The 13,989-nt window shown below is 67.8% G+C and carries 14 protein-coding genes; 11 read left to right on the top strand and 3 right to left on the bottom strand.

All coding sequences use genetic code 11. The features are described 5' to 3' along the window. The first annotated feature begins 8 nt into the window (after nucleotides 1-8). Nucleotides 9-1,208: an MFS transporter gene (locus tag AWB94_RS33430; protein ID WP_062659438.1), complete on the top strand. Its 1,200-nt coding sequence runs from the start codon at nucleotides 9-11 to the stop codon at nucleotides 1,206-1,208. On the opposite strand, the gene AWB94_RS33425 is transcribed toward AWB94_RS33430, so the two are convergent. Further along, nucleotides 1,166-2,368 (bottom strand): diiron oxygenase, encoded by a 1,203-nt coding sequence (locus tag AWB94_RS33425; RefSeq protein WP_062659437.1) that lies wholly within the window; start codon nucleotides 2,366-2,368, stop codon nucleotides 1,166-1,168. The two genes, AWB94_RS33430 and AWB94_RS33425, sit on opposite strands and share 43 nt — an antisense overlap. A gap of 168 nt (nucleotides 2,369-2,536) precedes the next feature. On the opposite strand from AWB94_RS33425, the gene cobF reads away from it, so the two are divergent. The 8 genes from cobF to AWB94_RS33385 all read left to right on the top strand — a co-directional run bounded on the left by cobF (nucleotide 2,537) and on the right by AWB94_RS33385 (nucleotide 9,572). Further along, on the top strand, nucleotides 2,537-3,280 hold the full coding sequence (gene cobF / locus AWB94_RS33420; protein WP_062659436.1) for a precorrin-6A synthase (deacetylating): 744 nt from the start codon (nucleotides 2,537-2,539) through the stop codon (nucleotides 3,278-3,280). Beyond that, the gene (locus tag AWB94_RS33415) at nucleotides 3,277-3,657 is read left to right on the top strand and encodes a phage holin family protein (protein WP_062659435.1); all 381 of its coding nucleotides are present in this window, start codon (nucleotides 3,277-3,279) and stop codon (nucleotides 3,655-3,657) included. The genes cobF and AWB94_RS33415 overlap by 4 nt, the downstream gene beginning before the upstream one ends. Nucleotides 3,658-3,697: 40 nt before the next feature. Then, nucleotides 3,698-4,288, top strand: coding sequence for a (2Fe-2S)-binding protein (locus AWB94_RS33410; RefSeq protein WP_062659434.1), 591 nt, complete (start codon nucleotides 3,698-3,700; stop codon nucleotides 4,286-4,288). Nucleotides 4,289-4,294: 6 nt separating this feature from the next. Next, nucleotides 4,295-5,272 carry an FAD binding domain-containing protein gene (locus AWB94_RS33405; protein WP_062659433.1) on the top strand — a complete coding sequence of 326 codons (978 nt, stop codon included), beginning with the start codon at nucleotides 4,295-4,297 and terminating at the stop codon, nucleotides 5,270-5,272. After that, on the top strand, nucleotides 5,269-7,437 hold the full coding sequence (locus AWB94_RS33400) for a xanthine dehydrogenase family protein molybdopterin-binding subunit (protein ID WP_062659432.1): 2,169 nt from the start codon (nucleotides 5,269-5,271) through the stop codon (nucleotides 7,435-7,437). Before AWB94_RS33405 ends, AWB94_RS33400 begins: the two co-directional genes overlap by 4 nt. Before the next feature lie 67 nt (nucleotides 7,438-7,504). Next, nucleotides 7,505-8,386 (top strand): Fpg/Nei family DNA glycosylase, encoded by an 882-nt coding sequence (locus AWB94_RS33395; RefSeq protein ID WP_062659431.1) that lies wholly within the window; start codon nucleotides 7,505-7,507, stop codon nucleotides 8,384-8,386. Nucleotides 8,387-8,435: 49 nt separating this feature from the next. After that, nucleotides 8,436-9,185 (top strand): SDR family oxidoreductase, encoded by a 750-nt coding sequence (locus AWB94_RS33390; RefSeq protein WP_062659430.1) that lies wholly within the window; start codon nucleotides 8,436-8,438, stop codon nucleotides 9,183-9,185. Between the two features lie 69 nt (nucleotides 9,186-9,254). Next, entirely contained in the window at nucleotides 9,255-9,572 is a 318-nt protein-coding gene (locus AWB94_RS33385) for a hypothetical protein (protein ID WP_234811975.1), read from the top strand. A 57-nt stretch (nucleotides 9,573-9,629) separates the two neighbouring features. Here the strand turns inward: AWB94_RS33385 and pgi are convergent, their stop codons facing one another. Beyond that, nucleotides 9,630-11,279, bottom strand: a complete 1,650-nt coding sequence (gene pgi / locus AWB94_RS33380; protein WP_062659428.1) for a glucose-6-phosphate isomerase — start codon at nucleotides 11,277-11,279, stop codon at nucleotides 9,630-9,632. A gap of 50 nt (nucleotides 11,280-11,329) precedes the next feature. Here pgi and AWB94_RS33375 point away from each other — a divergent pair, with 50 nt between their 5' ends. Further along, nucleotides 11,330-12,787 (top strand): NAD-dependent succinate-semialdehyde dehydrogenase, encoded by a 1,458-nt coding sequence (locus AWB94_RS33375; protein ID WP_062659427.1) that lies wholly within the window; start codon nucleotides 11,330-11,332, stop codon nucleotides 12,785-12,787. 84 nt (nucleotides 12,788-12,871) lie between these two features. Next, nucleotides 12,872-13,621 carry a molybdate ABC transporter substrate-binding protein gene (modA, locus tag AWB94_RS33370; RefSeq protein WP_062659426.1) on the top strand — a complete coding sequence of 250 codons (750 nt, stop codon included), beginning with the start codon at nucleotides 12,872-12,874 and terminating at the stop codon, nucleotides 13,619-13,621. Between the two features lie 10 nt (nucleotides 13,622-13,631). On the opposite strand, the gene AWB94_RS33365 is transcribed toward modA, so the two are convergent. Further along, a complete protein-coding gene (locus tag AWB94_RS33365) occupies nucleotides 13,632-13,928 on the bottom strand; it encodes a chorismate mutase (protein ID WP_062659425.1) in 297 nt (98 codons plus the stop codon). Nucleotides 13,929-13,989 lie beyond the last annotated feature (61 nt).

Here is a 13,989-nt window from a genome sequence, read left to right as displayed (position 1 = left end):
GGCATGATGTGCGGGTGCCCGCCGGCTGGCTCACCCGCAACGTTCGCGTGCTCTCCGCGGTGTCCTTTCTGCAGGACACCGCCAGCGAGTTGCTCTACCCGCTATTGCCGATCTACCTGACCACCGTGCTTGGCGCGCCACCCGCCGTGGTCGGCGCGATCGAAGGCGCGGCCGAAGGTGCCGCGTCGCTGACCAAGCTGGCCTCCGGCCCGCTGGGGGACCGGTTCGCGCGCCGCCCGCTCATCGCCACCGGGTACGGCATGGCGGCCCTGGGCAAGATCATGGTGGCGGCGTTCGCGTCCTGGCAGGGCGTGCTGGCAGGTCGGGTCGTCGACCGGCTGGGTAAAGGGCTACGCGGCGTCCCGCGTGACGCGCTGTTGGTGGTCGACGTCGACGACGCGCACCGGGGCCGGGTGTTCGGTTTCCACCGCGCCATGGACACCTTCGGGGCGGTCATCGGACCGCTCATCGGGCTGGCCGGCTACGAGCTGCTGGATCATCAGATCGCGCCGCTGCTGTGGGTGGCCGCGGTGCCGGCGGTCCTCAGCGTGGCGCTGGTGTTCCTGTCTCGGGAGCGCAAGCGCCCGGAGCGCGCGGCGCGCCCACCGATCTTCGCGCACGTGAAAGATCTGCCGGGTCGGTACTGGCGCACCGCAAGTGCGCTCGTTGTATTCGGAATCATCAACTTCCCCGACGCACTGTTGTTGCTGCGGCTCAACGAGATCGGCTTCTCGGTCGTGGAGGTGATTCTGGCCTACGTCGGTTACAACGCCGTCTACGCACTGAGCAGCTACCCGGCCGGAGTGCTGGCCGACCGGATCGGTCGGATCCAGGTGTTCGGCATCGGCCTGGTGTTCTTTGCGATCGGTTACGCCGGGTTGGGCCTGACCGACGATCCGGTGGCGGCCTGGCTGTTGATCGGCGTGTACGGACTGTTCACCGGCTGCACCGACGGGGTGGGCAAGGCGTGGATCTCGTCGCTGGTCGGCCCGGACGTACAGGCCAGCGCGCAAGGTGTTTTCCAGGGTGCGAGCGGATTCGCCATCCTGTTCGCGGGGGTGTGGGCGGGACTGGCCTGGGGTGCCGGTGCCGGCCAGGGCACCGTGCCGCTGCTGATCTCCGGTGGTGTCGGCGCCGTGTTCGCGATCGCGGTGCTGGTGTTCGGTCACGCCAAGCGAAAGGGCGGCGAACCCGCGCCGGCGATCTGATAGCCGCCTTGCTGGGAGCGTTCGGTGCACTTGCCCTGCACCGTATTTCCGTCGATCGTGACGGTGGCGGCGCCGCGCGGGGCCTCGGTGAGCTCGTCGAACACCGTGCCCTGCCAGTGGTATTTCCCGTCGATCGGGTCCAGGTGTCCGGTCAGCCGGACGCGTACCGCCCGCCCGTTCACCGTGGCAGGGCCGTCGTAGACGTCCTCGACGAATTCGTCTTCGCCCTCGTCGAGCCGCGGGGCCGCCGGGACCGTCGCGGGAAGGAACCCGGAACGTCGCCACACTCGTCGGGCGATCGGGCCGAGTAGACCGACCTCTTCGAGGAACGCCGCCAGCGGGGCAAAACCGGAGATCTGGGTCTGCTTGCGGTGAGCAGAGTTACGCGCCATCCGGCGGGCCGCGCGGGCGTCCAGGCCCACCCTGGCGTACTGCACCTTGTTGGTGAACAGGAAACGGAAGAACAAACCGCCGGCCCCGTTGAGGTTGCCGATCCAGAACCGCTTCCACCGCGACATCGTCGGCGTGCGCTTACGCAGTCCGTCGCGGGCGAATTGGATGTGTCGCGCCTCCTCGGTGACGTGAATCCGCATGAGCCGCTGGACCATCGGCTGCAGTTCGGGATCGTCCATCATCTGCCGCTGCAGCGAATCGAAGATCTCCTCGCCGATCAACGCGGCCACCCACAGCACCGAGCCGCGAAAGATGAACGGCAGGCCGTTGATGATGATGCGCTGATACAGCCTGGGCCGCACCGGCTCCGCGCCGACCTTGGCGATCGCCTTGCCGAACATCACCATGTGCCGGGTCTCGTCGCCGAGTTCGGTCAGTTCGTAATGGGTCGTGCTGGCCGTCGGATCCTGATGCATCATCTTGCGCAGCAACGCCTGGTTCAGGATGTTCTCGAACCAGATGCCCGCCGACAAGGTGTTCACCAGTTCCTGGCGGGACAGCTCGATCTGTTCGGCCCGGCTCATCGCCTCCCACAACGGGGTGCCGTACAGCGACACCACCTTGGGCGGCAGGAAGAATTTGTCCGGATCCAACGGGGCGTCCCAGTCGATGTCGACGATTGGGGCATACGACTTGCGCACCGATCCCTTGAGCAGCCGCTCGGCGAATTCAGCGCGCGTGGTTTGAGTTCTCACCGAAGCCGTCATGCGTGACGTCCTTTCGAATCCCGTGAACCGACGCTACGTCCGCCCGGCGCCAGTAGTCAATACCCCGGGTACTGGATACTCCCGGTTCGCCGAAATCGACGAAATGTCGGCAAGTTCTCGCACTTTCCCGCCCGTTTGCGCAATTGGGCGGTCGGCTAGCCTTCCTAGGTGCGCACCATCCATGTCATCGGTATCGGCGCGGGCGACCCGGACTACGTGAGCATGCAGGCCATCTCGGCGCTCAACGACACCGACGTGTTCTTCGCGATGGACAAGGGCGAGACCAAGGACGATCTGGTCGCGCTGCGCCGGCTGATCTGCGACCGGTTCATCACCGAACCCGGGTACCGGTTCGTCGAACTGCCCGACCCCAAACGGGCCACCGAGGGCGAGTATCGCGACAACGTCGACCAGTGGCACGCCGCCCGGGCCCGATTGTGGGCCCAGGCCATCGAAACCGAACTCGGCCCCGACGGCGTCGGGGCCTTTCTGGCCTGGGGCGATCCCTCGCTGTACGACAGCACGCTGCGCATCCTGGAACGGGTGGCCGAACACGTCGCGTTCGAGTTCGACGTCATTCCGGGCATCACCGCCATCCAGGCACTCACCGCGCGACATCGCATCGCGCTCAACGAAATCGGCGCACCGGTGCTGATCACCACCGGCCGCCGTCTCCGCGACCACGGGCTGGCCGAGGACGCCGTGGTGATGCTCGACGGCGACTGCTCGTTCTTGACCTGCCCGCCGGACACCCGGATCTGGTGGGGAGCCTATCTGGGCACCCCGGACGAGTTGCTGGAGTCCGGCACCGTGGGCGAGGTTGGTGAGCGGATCGCGGCGCGCCGCGCCGAGGCCAGAGCGCGGCACGGCTGGATCATGGACATCTACCTACTGCGAGGAGCGGATCGATGACGTCTTTTCTGTTGCGTGCCGCACTGACCGGGCTGGCGCTGTGGGTGGTGACGCTGTTCGTGTCAGGAATCCGATTCGTCGGCGGTGACACGACGGTGCAACGCGTCGGCATCATCTTCGTCGTCGCGGTCATCTTCGGTCTGGTCAACGCGGTCATCAAGCCGATCGTGCAGATCATCTCGATTCCGCTCTACATCGTGACCCTCGGCCTGTTCCACGTCGTGGTCAATGCGTTGATGCTGTGGATCACCTCGTGGATCACCGAGCACACCACGCACTGGGGTCTGTTCATCGACGATTTCTGGTGGACCGCAATCTGGGCGGCCATCGTGTTGTCCATCGTCAGCTGGCTGCTGTCGCTGCTGATCCGTACCTGAACCCCGGGCGCCCACAGACTGCGGGCGTACGCTCGCGCGGGTGCCTCCGCAGATCAACCGTCGCGCCTTCGTCGGTGCCTCGATAACGGTCGGCGGCGCGGTCGCGGCGGCGCCACTGCTCGCCGGCTGCGATGCCGAGAGGCCCACCGTTGCAGGGGCTACCGTCGACGTGAAGCTGCGCATCAACGGAACCGACACCGATGTCACGGTCGACACCACCACCTCGCTGCTGGACATGCTGCGCGAACGGGTCGGACTCACCGGCACCAAGAAGGGCTGCGATCAGGGTGCTTGCGGTGCCTGCACCATTCTGGTCGACGACCGGCGGATCGTCTCGTGCCTGACCCTGGCGGTGATGCACGACGGCGCCCACATCCAGACCGTCGAGGGTCTCACCGATCCCGCCGAACCTGACCGCTTGCACCCCCTGCAGCAGGCGTTCATCGAGGCCGACGCCTTCCAGTGCGGCTACTGCACACCAGGGCAGATCATGTCCGGGTTGGGCTGTATCGCCGAAGGCCACACCCGCTCCGACGACGAGATCCGGGAATGGATGAGCGGCAACATCTGCCGGTGCGGGGCCTACACCAATATCGTGACGGCGGTCGCCGAGACGGCGAAGAAGGCCTGACCGCAGGTGTACCCGTTCACGTTCGCCAAGGCCCACGACGAGAAGGCGGCCCTGGCGGCCGGGGCGGCGGGCGCGCGCTACATTGCCGGCGGCACCACCCTCGTCGACCTGATGCGCGAGACTGTCGAACGACCCGGCGCAGTAATCGACATCAACGCGCTGCCCTACCGCGAGATCGATCTGCGACCGGACCGGCTGCGGGTCGGGGCCCTGGTGCGGATGGCCGATCTGGCCACCGACCCCGACGTCCGGCGCACCTACCCGCTCGTCGTGGAAGCGTTGGAGCGCAGTGCGTCTCCGCAATTGCGCAACATGGCCTCCATCGGTGGAAACCTGATGCAGCGTCCACGCTGCCTGTATTTCCGCGATGTCACCGCCGCCTGCAACCGGCGCACCCCGGGCACGGGCTGCGCCGCGAGGGGTGGGCTCAACAGAACCCACGCCATCCTCGGCGGCAGTGACCATTGTGTGGCCACCCACCCGTCGGATCTGGCGGTAGCGCTGGTGGCACTCGACGCCGTGGTCATCACCCGCGACGCCGGTGCCGAGCGTCGCATCCCCGTTGCCGGATTCTTTCGGAGGCCTGGCGATAGCCCGGATGTCGAGCACGATCTCAGGCCGGGTGAACTCATTGTCGCCGTGGAGATCCCGTCCGGTCCCTGGCTGCGCCGCAGCGGTTACCGCAAGGTACGCGACCGCCAGTCCTATGAATTCGCCCTGGCCTCGGCGGCGGTCGCGCTCGACATCACCGACGGCGTCGTCGCGGCCGCGCGCGTCGCGGTGGGCGGGGTGGCCACCGTCCCGTGGCGACTACCCACCGTCGAGAACGCCCTGATCGGTCGGCACGTACGTCCCGAATTGTGGCCTGCGGCAGCGGTATCGGCAGCTGACGGCGCCCAACCACTGTCCGGCAACGGTTTCAAGGTGGAACTGCTGCGCCGCACGGTGGCCCGGCAGCTGGCCACCGTGGCGGCGCTGCCATGACCCAGCCGCAGCGCGTAGCCCCCGACATCGTCGGGCGTCCCATCGTGCGCGTGGACGGCCCTCTCAAGGTCACCGGTCGGGCCCGCTATGCCGCCGACAACCCGGTGCAGGGGGTCGCGCACGCGGTCCTGGTCTGCAGCACCGTCGCCGCCGGCGCGGTACGGGATATCGATGCCACCTCGGCCGCCGCCCACCCGGGCGTGCTGCGAGTGTTCACCGATTTCGCCGCGGTGAAGCTGCCGTTCGACCCCACCACGGTGTCCTTCTTCGGCCAACCGGTGGCGATGGTGGCCGCCGAGTCGCTGGAAGCCGCCACCCACGGTGCGGCGCTGGTGCAGGTGCGCTATCACCAGGCCGCTCAACTCACCGATATCGATGCGCCGGGGGCGTTCCGGCATCCGGCGGAGAATCAGAAGGACTATGTCCGCGGGAATCCGGAGGCCGCGCTGGGAACCGCCGCCGTCGTCACCGACCACCGCTACAGCATCGCACGCAACAACCACAACCCCATGGAACTGCCGGCCACCGTGGCCAGCTGGGACGGCGACCGGCTCACGGTGTGGGACAAGGTCCAGTCGATCGTGTCCGCGCGGGAAGCCCATGCCGAGGCGCACGGCATCCCGGTCGACAACGTCCGGGTGATCTCACCGTTCGTCGGCGGGGCATTCGGTAGCGCCGGTCAGACCTGGCCGCACCAACTGCTGGCCTCCTTCGCCGCTCGGCAGCTGCGCAGGCCCGTCAAACTCATCCTCACCCGCAAGCAGACCTACACCGGAATCGGCTACCGGCCCACCAGTAGACAGCGACTGGCGATCGGTGCACAGCGATCCGGGCACATCCAGGTCACCGTGCACGAGGGGGCGACCGAAACCGCCCGCTATGGGCATTACGAGGACGGGCTCACCGCCTCCCCGAAGTTCCTCTACACCAGCCCGCACATGCGCTCCACCTACCGGGTGGTGCCCCTGGACGTGAACCTGCCCACCTACATGCGCGGACCGGGCGCCACCACCGGCGCCTTCGCGCTGGAGTCGGCCATGGACGATTTGGCACACCTGCTGAACATCGATCCCGTCGAGCTGCGGCTGCGCAACGAGCCTGACCACGACCAGAGCACCGGTCTGCCGTTCTCGACCAGACGGCTGGCCGAATGCCTGCGCCGCGGCGCCGACACCTTCGGATGGTCGCGCCGCAATCCGGTGCCCGGCGTCGTGCGCGACGGTGACCAACTCATCGGCATCGGGATGGCCGCCGCCGGATATCACACCAGCCGCAGCGAAAGCGATGTATTGGTGCGCATCAACGGCGACGGCAGCGCCGAAGTCCAGACCGCCACCAGTGACATGGGGCCGGGCACCTATACGTCGATGACCCAGGTCGCCGCCGACGCGCTCGGACTGCCGATGAGCCGGGTGCGCTTCGCGCTCGGGGACAGCAACTACCCGAAGGCGCCGTCGCACTCCGGCTCGCGCACCATGGCCAGCGTCGGTTCGGCGGTGTTCTCGGCGTGTACCAGCTTGCGAGACAGGATGATCCGCACCGCAGTGGTGGACCCCGCATCACCGCTGAACGCCGCGCACCCCGACGAAGTCGGCGTCGCCGACGGCCGGATGTTCTTGCGCGGTAACCCGAGTCGCGGTGAGACGTACCGCGATCTGCTGCACCGGCGCGGATGGCCGGCTTCGGACGCGGAGCAGACCTGGACCCCCGACGATGCCGATCAGCGGTACTCGATGTACGCCTACGGCGCGGTGTACGCCGAGGTGGCCGTTGACGCCGCACTACGCATCGTCCGGGTGCGACGATTGCACGCCTGCTACGACGCCGGCCGAGTGGTGAATCCGCTACTGGCGCAAAGTCAAGCAATCGGCGGGATGGTCGGCGGCATCGGGATGGCGCTGTTGGAGCGCGCTGAACTGGATCACCGGGACGGACGGGTGGTGAACGCGAACCTCAGTGACTACTTGGTGCCCGTCAACGCCGATATCCCGCGATTGGGTGCCGAATTCCTCACCGCCGAAGACACCATCGCCGACCCCATCGGGGTGAAGGGCCTCGGCGAGATCGTCATCGTCGGGGTGCCCGCGGCCATCGCCAACGCGGTGTTCAACGCAACCGGCAAGCGCGTCACCGATCTTCCGATCACCGTGGAGAAACTGCTGTGACCGGGCGCTAACCCCTCCAGTCTGCAGTACCTCGCTTCGCTCGCCCCTGCAATGCCACACTGGACCCATGCCCGAACTGCCCGAAGTCGAGGCGCTCGCCGATCACCTGCGCCGGCACGCCGCCGGACGGACGATCACGCGCGTGGACGTGGCGGCCCTGTCGGTGCTCAAGACCTTCGACCCACCCGTCACCGCGCTGCACGGCAAGGCCGTCACGGGTGCCGCGCGCTGGGGCAAGTATCTCGGTCTGCAGGCCGGGGAGCTGTACCTGATCACCCATCTGTCCCGGGCCGGCTGGCTGCGCTGGTCGGACAAGCTGGCCCCGACACCGCTGAAGCCGGGCAAGGGACCGATCGCCCTGCGGGTGCACCTGGGAGCCGCCCGGGCGGCGACATCAGACGGTGTCGGCCAGGGGTTCGATCTGACCGAGGCCGGCACCCAGAAACGCCTCGCGGTGTGGGTGGTCACCGATCCGATGGCCGTCCCGCAGATCGCCGCGCTCGGACCCGACGCCCTGGCCCTGGGGCCGACCGAACTCGCCGAGGTGCTGGCCGGGCAGAGCGGCCGCATCAAAACCGTCATCACCGACCAGAAGGTCATCGCCGGTATCGGCAACGCCTACAGTGACGAAATCCTGCACGTGGCAAAGCTTTCCCCGTTCGCCACGGCGGGAAAGTTGACGGCCGACCAGCTCGGCGCGCTGCACGACGCGATGGTGACGGTGCTGACCGATGCCGTCACCCGATCGGTCGGGCAGGGCGCGGCCACCCTCAAAGGTGAGAAACGGTCCGGGTTGCGGGTGCACGCCCGCACCGGACTGCCGTGCCCGGTATGCGGGGACACCGTGGCGGAGGTGTCCTTCGCCGACAAGTCGTTCCAGTACTGCCCGACGTGCCAGACCGGCGGCAAGAAACTGGCCGACCGGCGGATGTCCCGGCTGTTGAAGTAGACCGAGCACGCGCGCGGGGCGAGTTATCTAACTCGGTTATTCTGCTGCCATGACTCGCCAGAAGATCCTCATCACCGGTGCCAGTTCCGGACTGGGCGCCGGCATGGCACGCGCCTTCGCCGCGAAGGGTCGTGACCTGGCCCTGTGCGCCCGCCGCACCGACCGGCTGGACGAACTCAAGGCCGAGATCGCCGACAAGCACCCGTACGTCAAGGTGGCGGTCGCCGCGCTCGACGTCAACGACCACGAGGCCATCCCACGGGTCTTCGGCGCCCTGTCCGACGAGTTGGGCGGCATCGATCGCGTCATCGTCAACGCCGGCATCGGCAAGGGGTGGCCGCTGGGCGAGGGCAAGCCGTGGGCCAACAAGGCCACCGTCGAGACGAACCTGATCGCCGGGATGGCGCAGATCGAAACCGCGCTGGAGATGTTCAAGAAGACCGGCGGCGGGCACCTGGTGCTCATCTCCTCGGTGCTCGGGAACACCGGCGTGCCCGGCGGTAAGGCCGCTTACTGCGCCAGCAAGGCCGGGATGACCTCGTTGGGCGAGTCGTTGCGGGCCGAATACGACAAGGGCCCCATCCGGATCACCGTCATCGAGCCCGGGTACATCGAGTCGGAGATGACGGCCAAATCCGCCACCACCATGCTCATGGTCGACAACGAGACCGGCGTGCGCGCCATGGTCAACGCGATCGAGAAGGAGAAGGGCCGCGCGGTGGTTCCGAGCTGGCCGTGGGCGCCGCTGACGCAGATCATGCGGATGCTGCCGCCGAAGTACACCAAGCGGTTCGCCTGATTTTTCCCGGTCGTCACGTTTAGTCGGCCGCGATCACCGGGTAGTCGACACCACATGATGGTGAAACTGATGAAGATGACGCCCCTACTGTTCACAGGTGCGGCCGCTGCCGGAGCCATCGCGCTAGCCCCGGCTGCGATGGCCGAGCCGATGCCGCCGGCACCACCGGCCCCCGGCTGCTACAACCCGGACGGCACCCCGTGTACGCCGTCGGCGGGCCCGCAGGGTGCCGGTGCCGAAATTCCGGGCGGCCCGGGTGCCCAGGCCGGCGCCGACGGGCATGTCTCGGCCGGTGTGCCCGGTGGCCCGTGGGCCGAGGCGGGCCCGGGCGGCGGTATCGCGTGTGTGCCCGGCGGGCCGTGCCGGACCATCGACCTGCCCGGCTGACTCATGTGATTTCGGCGCGCCTACCCGCGGTCACCGTGGGTAGGCGCGCCGAAGTCGTCAAGCGCTGCGCCCTCTTTCGACGCGGTAGCGGCGCACCAGGGCATCCGTCGAGGTGTCGGTCTGCGGCGCGGGTGAGGTATCGCTGGTGAGCACCGGCAGCAACGCCTTGGCTTGGGTCTTGCCCAGTTCGACGCCCCACTGGTCGAACGAGTCGATACCCCAGATGACCCCTTCGGTGAAGACCTGGTGCTCGTACAGCGCGATCAGCTGGCCCACCACCGAGGGGGTGAGCTTGGTCGCCAGGATCGAGGTGGTGGGCCGGTTGCCCGGCATCACCTTGTGCGGTACCACGTTGGCCGGCGTTCCCTCGGCCGCGATCTCCTCGGCCGTCTTGCCGAACGCCAGCACCTGGGTCTGGGCGAAGAAGTTGCTCATCAACAGGTCGTGCATGCTGCCGGTGCCGTCGGCGGTGGGCAGATCGTCGGTGGGCTGACTGAATCCGATGAAGTCGGCGGGAATCAGTCGCGTGCCCTGATGGAGCAACTGGTAGAAGGCGTGCTGGCCGTTGGTTCCCGGCTCGCCCCAATAGATTTCGCCGGTGCTCGTGGTCACCGGGCTGCCGTCGGCCTGCACCGACTTGCCGTTGGACTCCATGGTGAGCTGTTGCAGATAGGCGGCGAAACGGGACAGGTCATTGGAGTAGGGCAGCACCGCGCGGGACTGGGCGCCGAAGAAGTTGTTGTACCAGAGCCCGATCAGGCCGAGTAGTGCCGGCGCGTTCTCGGCCAGCGGTGCGGTGCGGAAATGCTCGTCGACCAGATGGAAACCGGCCAGGAACTCGGCGAACCGTTCCTTGCCGATGACGGCCATCACGCTCAGCCCGATCGCCGAATCCACCGAGTAGCGGCCACCCACCCAGTCCCAGAAGCCGAACATGTTGGCGGTGTCGATGCCGAACTCGTCGACCAGGCGCTTGTTGGTGGAGACCGCCACGAAATGCTTGGACACCGCGGCATCGCCGAGCGCGTCGGTGAGCCAGCGCCGCGCGGCGGTCGCGTTGGTGAGCGTCTCCAGCGTGGAGAACGTCTTCGATGCGACGATGAAAAGCGTTGTGGCGGGGTCGAGTCCGTCCAGTTTGGCGACCAAGTCGGCCGGGTCGACGTTGGACACGAAGCGCGCCGAGATCCCGGCGTCGGCGTAGTGGCGCAGCGCGTCGTACACCATCACCGGGCCCAGGTCCGAACCGCCGATGCCGATGTTGACGACGGTCGTGATGCGCTGGCCGGTGGCGCCGGTCCACTCGCCGGAGCGCAGCCGATCGGTGAACGCGCCCATCGCGTCCAGCACCTCGTGCACATCGGCGACGACGTCCTGACCGTCGACGGTGAGCTGCGCCCCGCGCGGCAGCCGCAGCGCCGTGTGCAGCACCGCTCGGTCCTCCGAGGTGTTGATGTGCTCGCCGGAGAACATCGCGTCCCGGCGGCCTTCCAGGTCAGCGGCCTTGGCCAGATCGACCAGCAAATCCAGGGTTTCGCGGGTGACGCGGTGCTTGCTGTAGTCGATGTACAGATCGCCGACGGTCAGCGTCAGTTCGGTTCCACGGGCTGGATCCTCGGCGAAGATCTGCCGAAGATTCTTCGACGCGAGCTCGTCATGGTGACGCGCCAGCGAATGCCATGCGGCCGTTGCGGTGATGTCAGCACTCATTCTTCAGACCTTAGTGCGGCGTGCGTGTCGAGGGTGTACATGATGGATGTATGCGCACCGAACACTTGGCAGAGCTGATCTCATCCGTGCCCACAGGACTGTGGATCGGCGGTGAGGAGCGCGCCGGCACGTCGACGTTCGAGGTGCACAATCCGGCGACCGACGAGGTGATCACCTCGGTGGCCGACGCGACGCCGCAAGACGGTATCGCCGCGCTGGACGCCGCGGCGGCCGTGCAGGCCGACTGGGCCGCCACCCCGGCGCGCGAACGCGGTGAGATCCTGCGCTCGGTGTTCGAAACCATCACGGCGCGTGCCGAAGACGTGGCCACCCTGATGACCCTGGAGATGGGCAAGGTCATCGCCGAGAGCCGCGGCGAGGTGAAATACGGCGCCGAGTTCTTCCGCTGGTTCTCCGAGGAGGCGGTGCGCATCGACGGCCGTTACACCCACAGCCCGGCCGGCACCGGGCGCATCTTGGTGACCAAGATGCCCGTCGGGCCGTGTTACGCGATCACGCCGTGGAACTTCCCGCTGGCGATGGGCACCCGCAAGATCGGCCCGGCGCTGGCCGCCGGCTGCACCATGATCGTCAAGCCCGCGCAGGAAACCCCGCTGACCATGCTGCTGCTGGCCAAGCTGATCGATGAGGCCGGCCTGCCCAAGGGCGTGCTGTCGGTGCTGCCCACGTCCGATCCCGGCGCGCTGACCACAGCCCTGATCGACGACGGCCGGCTGCGCAAGCTGACGTTCACCGGCTCCACCGGCGTCGGCAAGGCGCTGGTTAAGCAGTCGTCGGACAAGCTGCTGCGCACGTCGATGGAGCTCGGCGGCAACGCGCCCTTCGTGGTGTTCGACGACGCCGATGTCGACGCCGCCGTCGAGGGCGCCCTGCTGGCCAAGATGCGCAACGGTGGCGAGGCCTGCACGGCGGCCAACCGGTTCCACGTCGCCAACGCGGTGCGCGCGGAGTTCACCGAGAAGCTGGTCAAGCGGATGGGCGAGTACCAGCTGGGCAACGGCTTGGACGACGCGTCGACGCTGGGGCCGCTGATCTCACCCAAGCAGCTGGGCATCGTCAACGAGCTGGTGTCCGACGCCGTGCAACGCGGCGCCGAGGTCGCCGTCGGCGGTGAGGCGCCCGCCGGACCGGGCAACTTCTTCCCCGCCACGGTGCTCGACGCCGTGCCCGCCGACGCACGGATCCTCAAGGAGGAGGTGTTCGGCCCGGTCGCGCCGATCATCGGGTTCGACACCGAGGAGGAGGGCATCGCCGCGGCCAACGACACCGAGTACGGGTTGGCGTCTTACATCTACACGCAGTCGCTGGACCGGGCGCTGCGGGTGGCCGAGGCGGTGGACGCCGGCATGGTGGGCGTGAACCGAGGGGTGATCTCCGATCCGGCCGCGCCGTTCGGCGGCGTGAAGCAGTCCGGCTTCGGCCGCGAGGGCGGCACCGAGGGCATCGAGGAGTACCTGGAGACCAAGTACATCGCCTTCACCCCCTGACCCCGTCCCGCCCAATTGATCAAACGGGCGCGAGAGTGCGGGCGGATCCCGGCAAAACGTCGAACTCGGCGAGAGAGACAGCACATGAAACGCTCGGCCGCGCTGATACTCGCCGCCGCGATGTTGGCCGCGGGATGCGGCTCCGACAAGCCCGCACCCGATCAGCACCTGGTGGTGTTCGCGGCGGCCTCGCTCAAGCAGACGTTCACGCAGATCGGCGAGCAGTTCAAGACCGACAACCCCGGCGCGACGGTGGAGTTCTCCTTCGCCGGCTCGTCGGACCTGGTGACCCAGTTGACCCAGGGCGCCAAGGCCGACGTGTTCGCCTCGGCGGATACCAAGAACATGGACAAGGCGGCCCAGGCCGGGCTGCTGGCCGGCAATCCGGTGAGCTTCGCCACCAACACCCTGACCATCGCGGTGCCCCCGGGCAACCCCAAGGGCATCAAGACCTTCGGCGACCTGGCCAGGCCGGGCCTGGCCGTCGTGGTGTGCGCGCCGCAGGTGCCGTGCGGGGCCGCCACCAAGAAGCTCGAGGACGCCACCAAGGTGACGCTGGCCCCGGTCAGTGAGGAGTCGTCGGTGACCGACGTGCTGGGCAAGGTGTCGACCGGTCAGGCCGACGCCGGGCTGGTGTACGTCACCGACGTCGCCGGCTCGGGCGGCAAGGTGGACGGGGTCGCCTTCCCGGAGTCGGCGGGCGCGGTGAACACCTACCCGATCGCGACGCTGAAGGGCGCCGCCGACCCGGACCTGGCGCACAAGTTCGTCGAACTCGTCACCGGGGCGGCTGGTCAGAAGGTGCTGGCCCAGGCCGGCTTCGCCAAGCCCTAGGGGCCCAGCCTCAGTGGCCCAAGCGGCCGCGGCCCATCTGCAGCAGCAGCATCGCCAGGTCCTTGCCCTCGGGGCCGAGCTCGCTGTAGCGCTCGATCACCTTCATCTCCCGGCTGTGCACCAGGCGGGTGCCGCCGGAGGCCATCCGGATCTTGCCGATGGTCTGGGAGACCTCTTTGCGCCGCTTGATGGCGGCCAGGATCTCGGCGTCCAGCCGGTCGATCTCCAGGCGGAGGTCGTCGATGTTGGGGGCGTCGGTTTCGAGACTCATGGATGACTCCTCACTGTTGGTGGGTTCTGGTTTCATCCGGTTTCGGGCCTCACACAACAGACGAGCCCCGGATCCGGATGCGGACCGCGGGGCTCTG

This window comes from Mycolicibacterium canariasense, from assembly GCF_002101555.1.
Classification (GTDB): Bacteria; Actinomycetota; Actinomycetes; order Mycobacteriales; family Mycobacteriaceae; genus Mycobacterium; species Mycobacterium canariasense.
The sequence above is the reverse complement of the archived record's forward strand: the minus strand, read 5'-3'. Positions and strand labels throughout refer to the sequence as shown.

What these genes read in the sequence shown, in the direction of transcription:
- AWB94_RS33425 (WP_062659437.1), bottom strand. Translation starts at nt 2,368, where the DNA reads ATGACGGCTTCGGTGAGAACTCAAACCACGCGCGCTGAATTCGCCGAG.
- AWB94_RS33415 (WP_062659435.1), top strand. Translation starts at nt 3,277, where the DNA reads ATGACGTCTTTTCTGTTGCGTGCCGCACTGACCGGGCTGGCGCTGTGG.
- AWB94_RS33400 (WP_062659432.1), top strand. Translation starts at nt 5,269, where the DNA reads ATGACCCAGCCGCAGCGCGTAGCCCCCGACATCGTCGGGCGTCCCATC.
- AWB94_RS33395 (WP_062659431.1), top strand. Translation starts at nt 7,505, where the DNA reads ATGCCCGAACTGCCCGAAGTCGAGGCGCTCGCCGATCACCTGCGCCGG.
- AWB94_RS33390 (WP_062659430.1), top strand. Translation starts at nt 8,436, where the DNA reads ATGACTCGCCAGAAGATCCTCATCACCGGTGCCAGTTCCGGACTGGGC.
- AWB94_RS33385 (WP_234811975.1), top strand. Translation starts at nt 9,255, where the DNA reads ATGAAGATGACGCCCCTACTGTTCACAGGTGCGGCCGCTGCCGGAGCC.
- pgi (WP_062659428.1), bottom strand. Translation starts at nt 11,279, where the DNA reads ATGAGTGCTGACATCACCGCAACGGCCGCATGGCATTCGCTGGCGCGT.
- AWB94_RS33375 (WP_062659427.1), top strand. Translation starts at nt 11,330, where the DNA reads ATGCGCACCGAACACTTGGCAGAGCTGATCTCATCCGTGCCCACAGGA.
- modA (WP_062659426.1), top strand. Translation starts at nt 12,872, where the DNA reads ATGAAACGCTCGGCCGCGCTGATACTCGCCGCCGCGATGTTGGCCGCG.
- AWB94_RS33365 (WP_062659425.1), bottom strand. Translation starts at nt 13,928, where the DNA reads ATGAAACCAGAACCCACCAACAGTGAGGAGTCATCCATGAGTCTCGAA.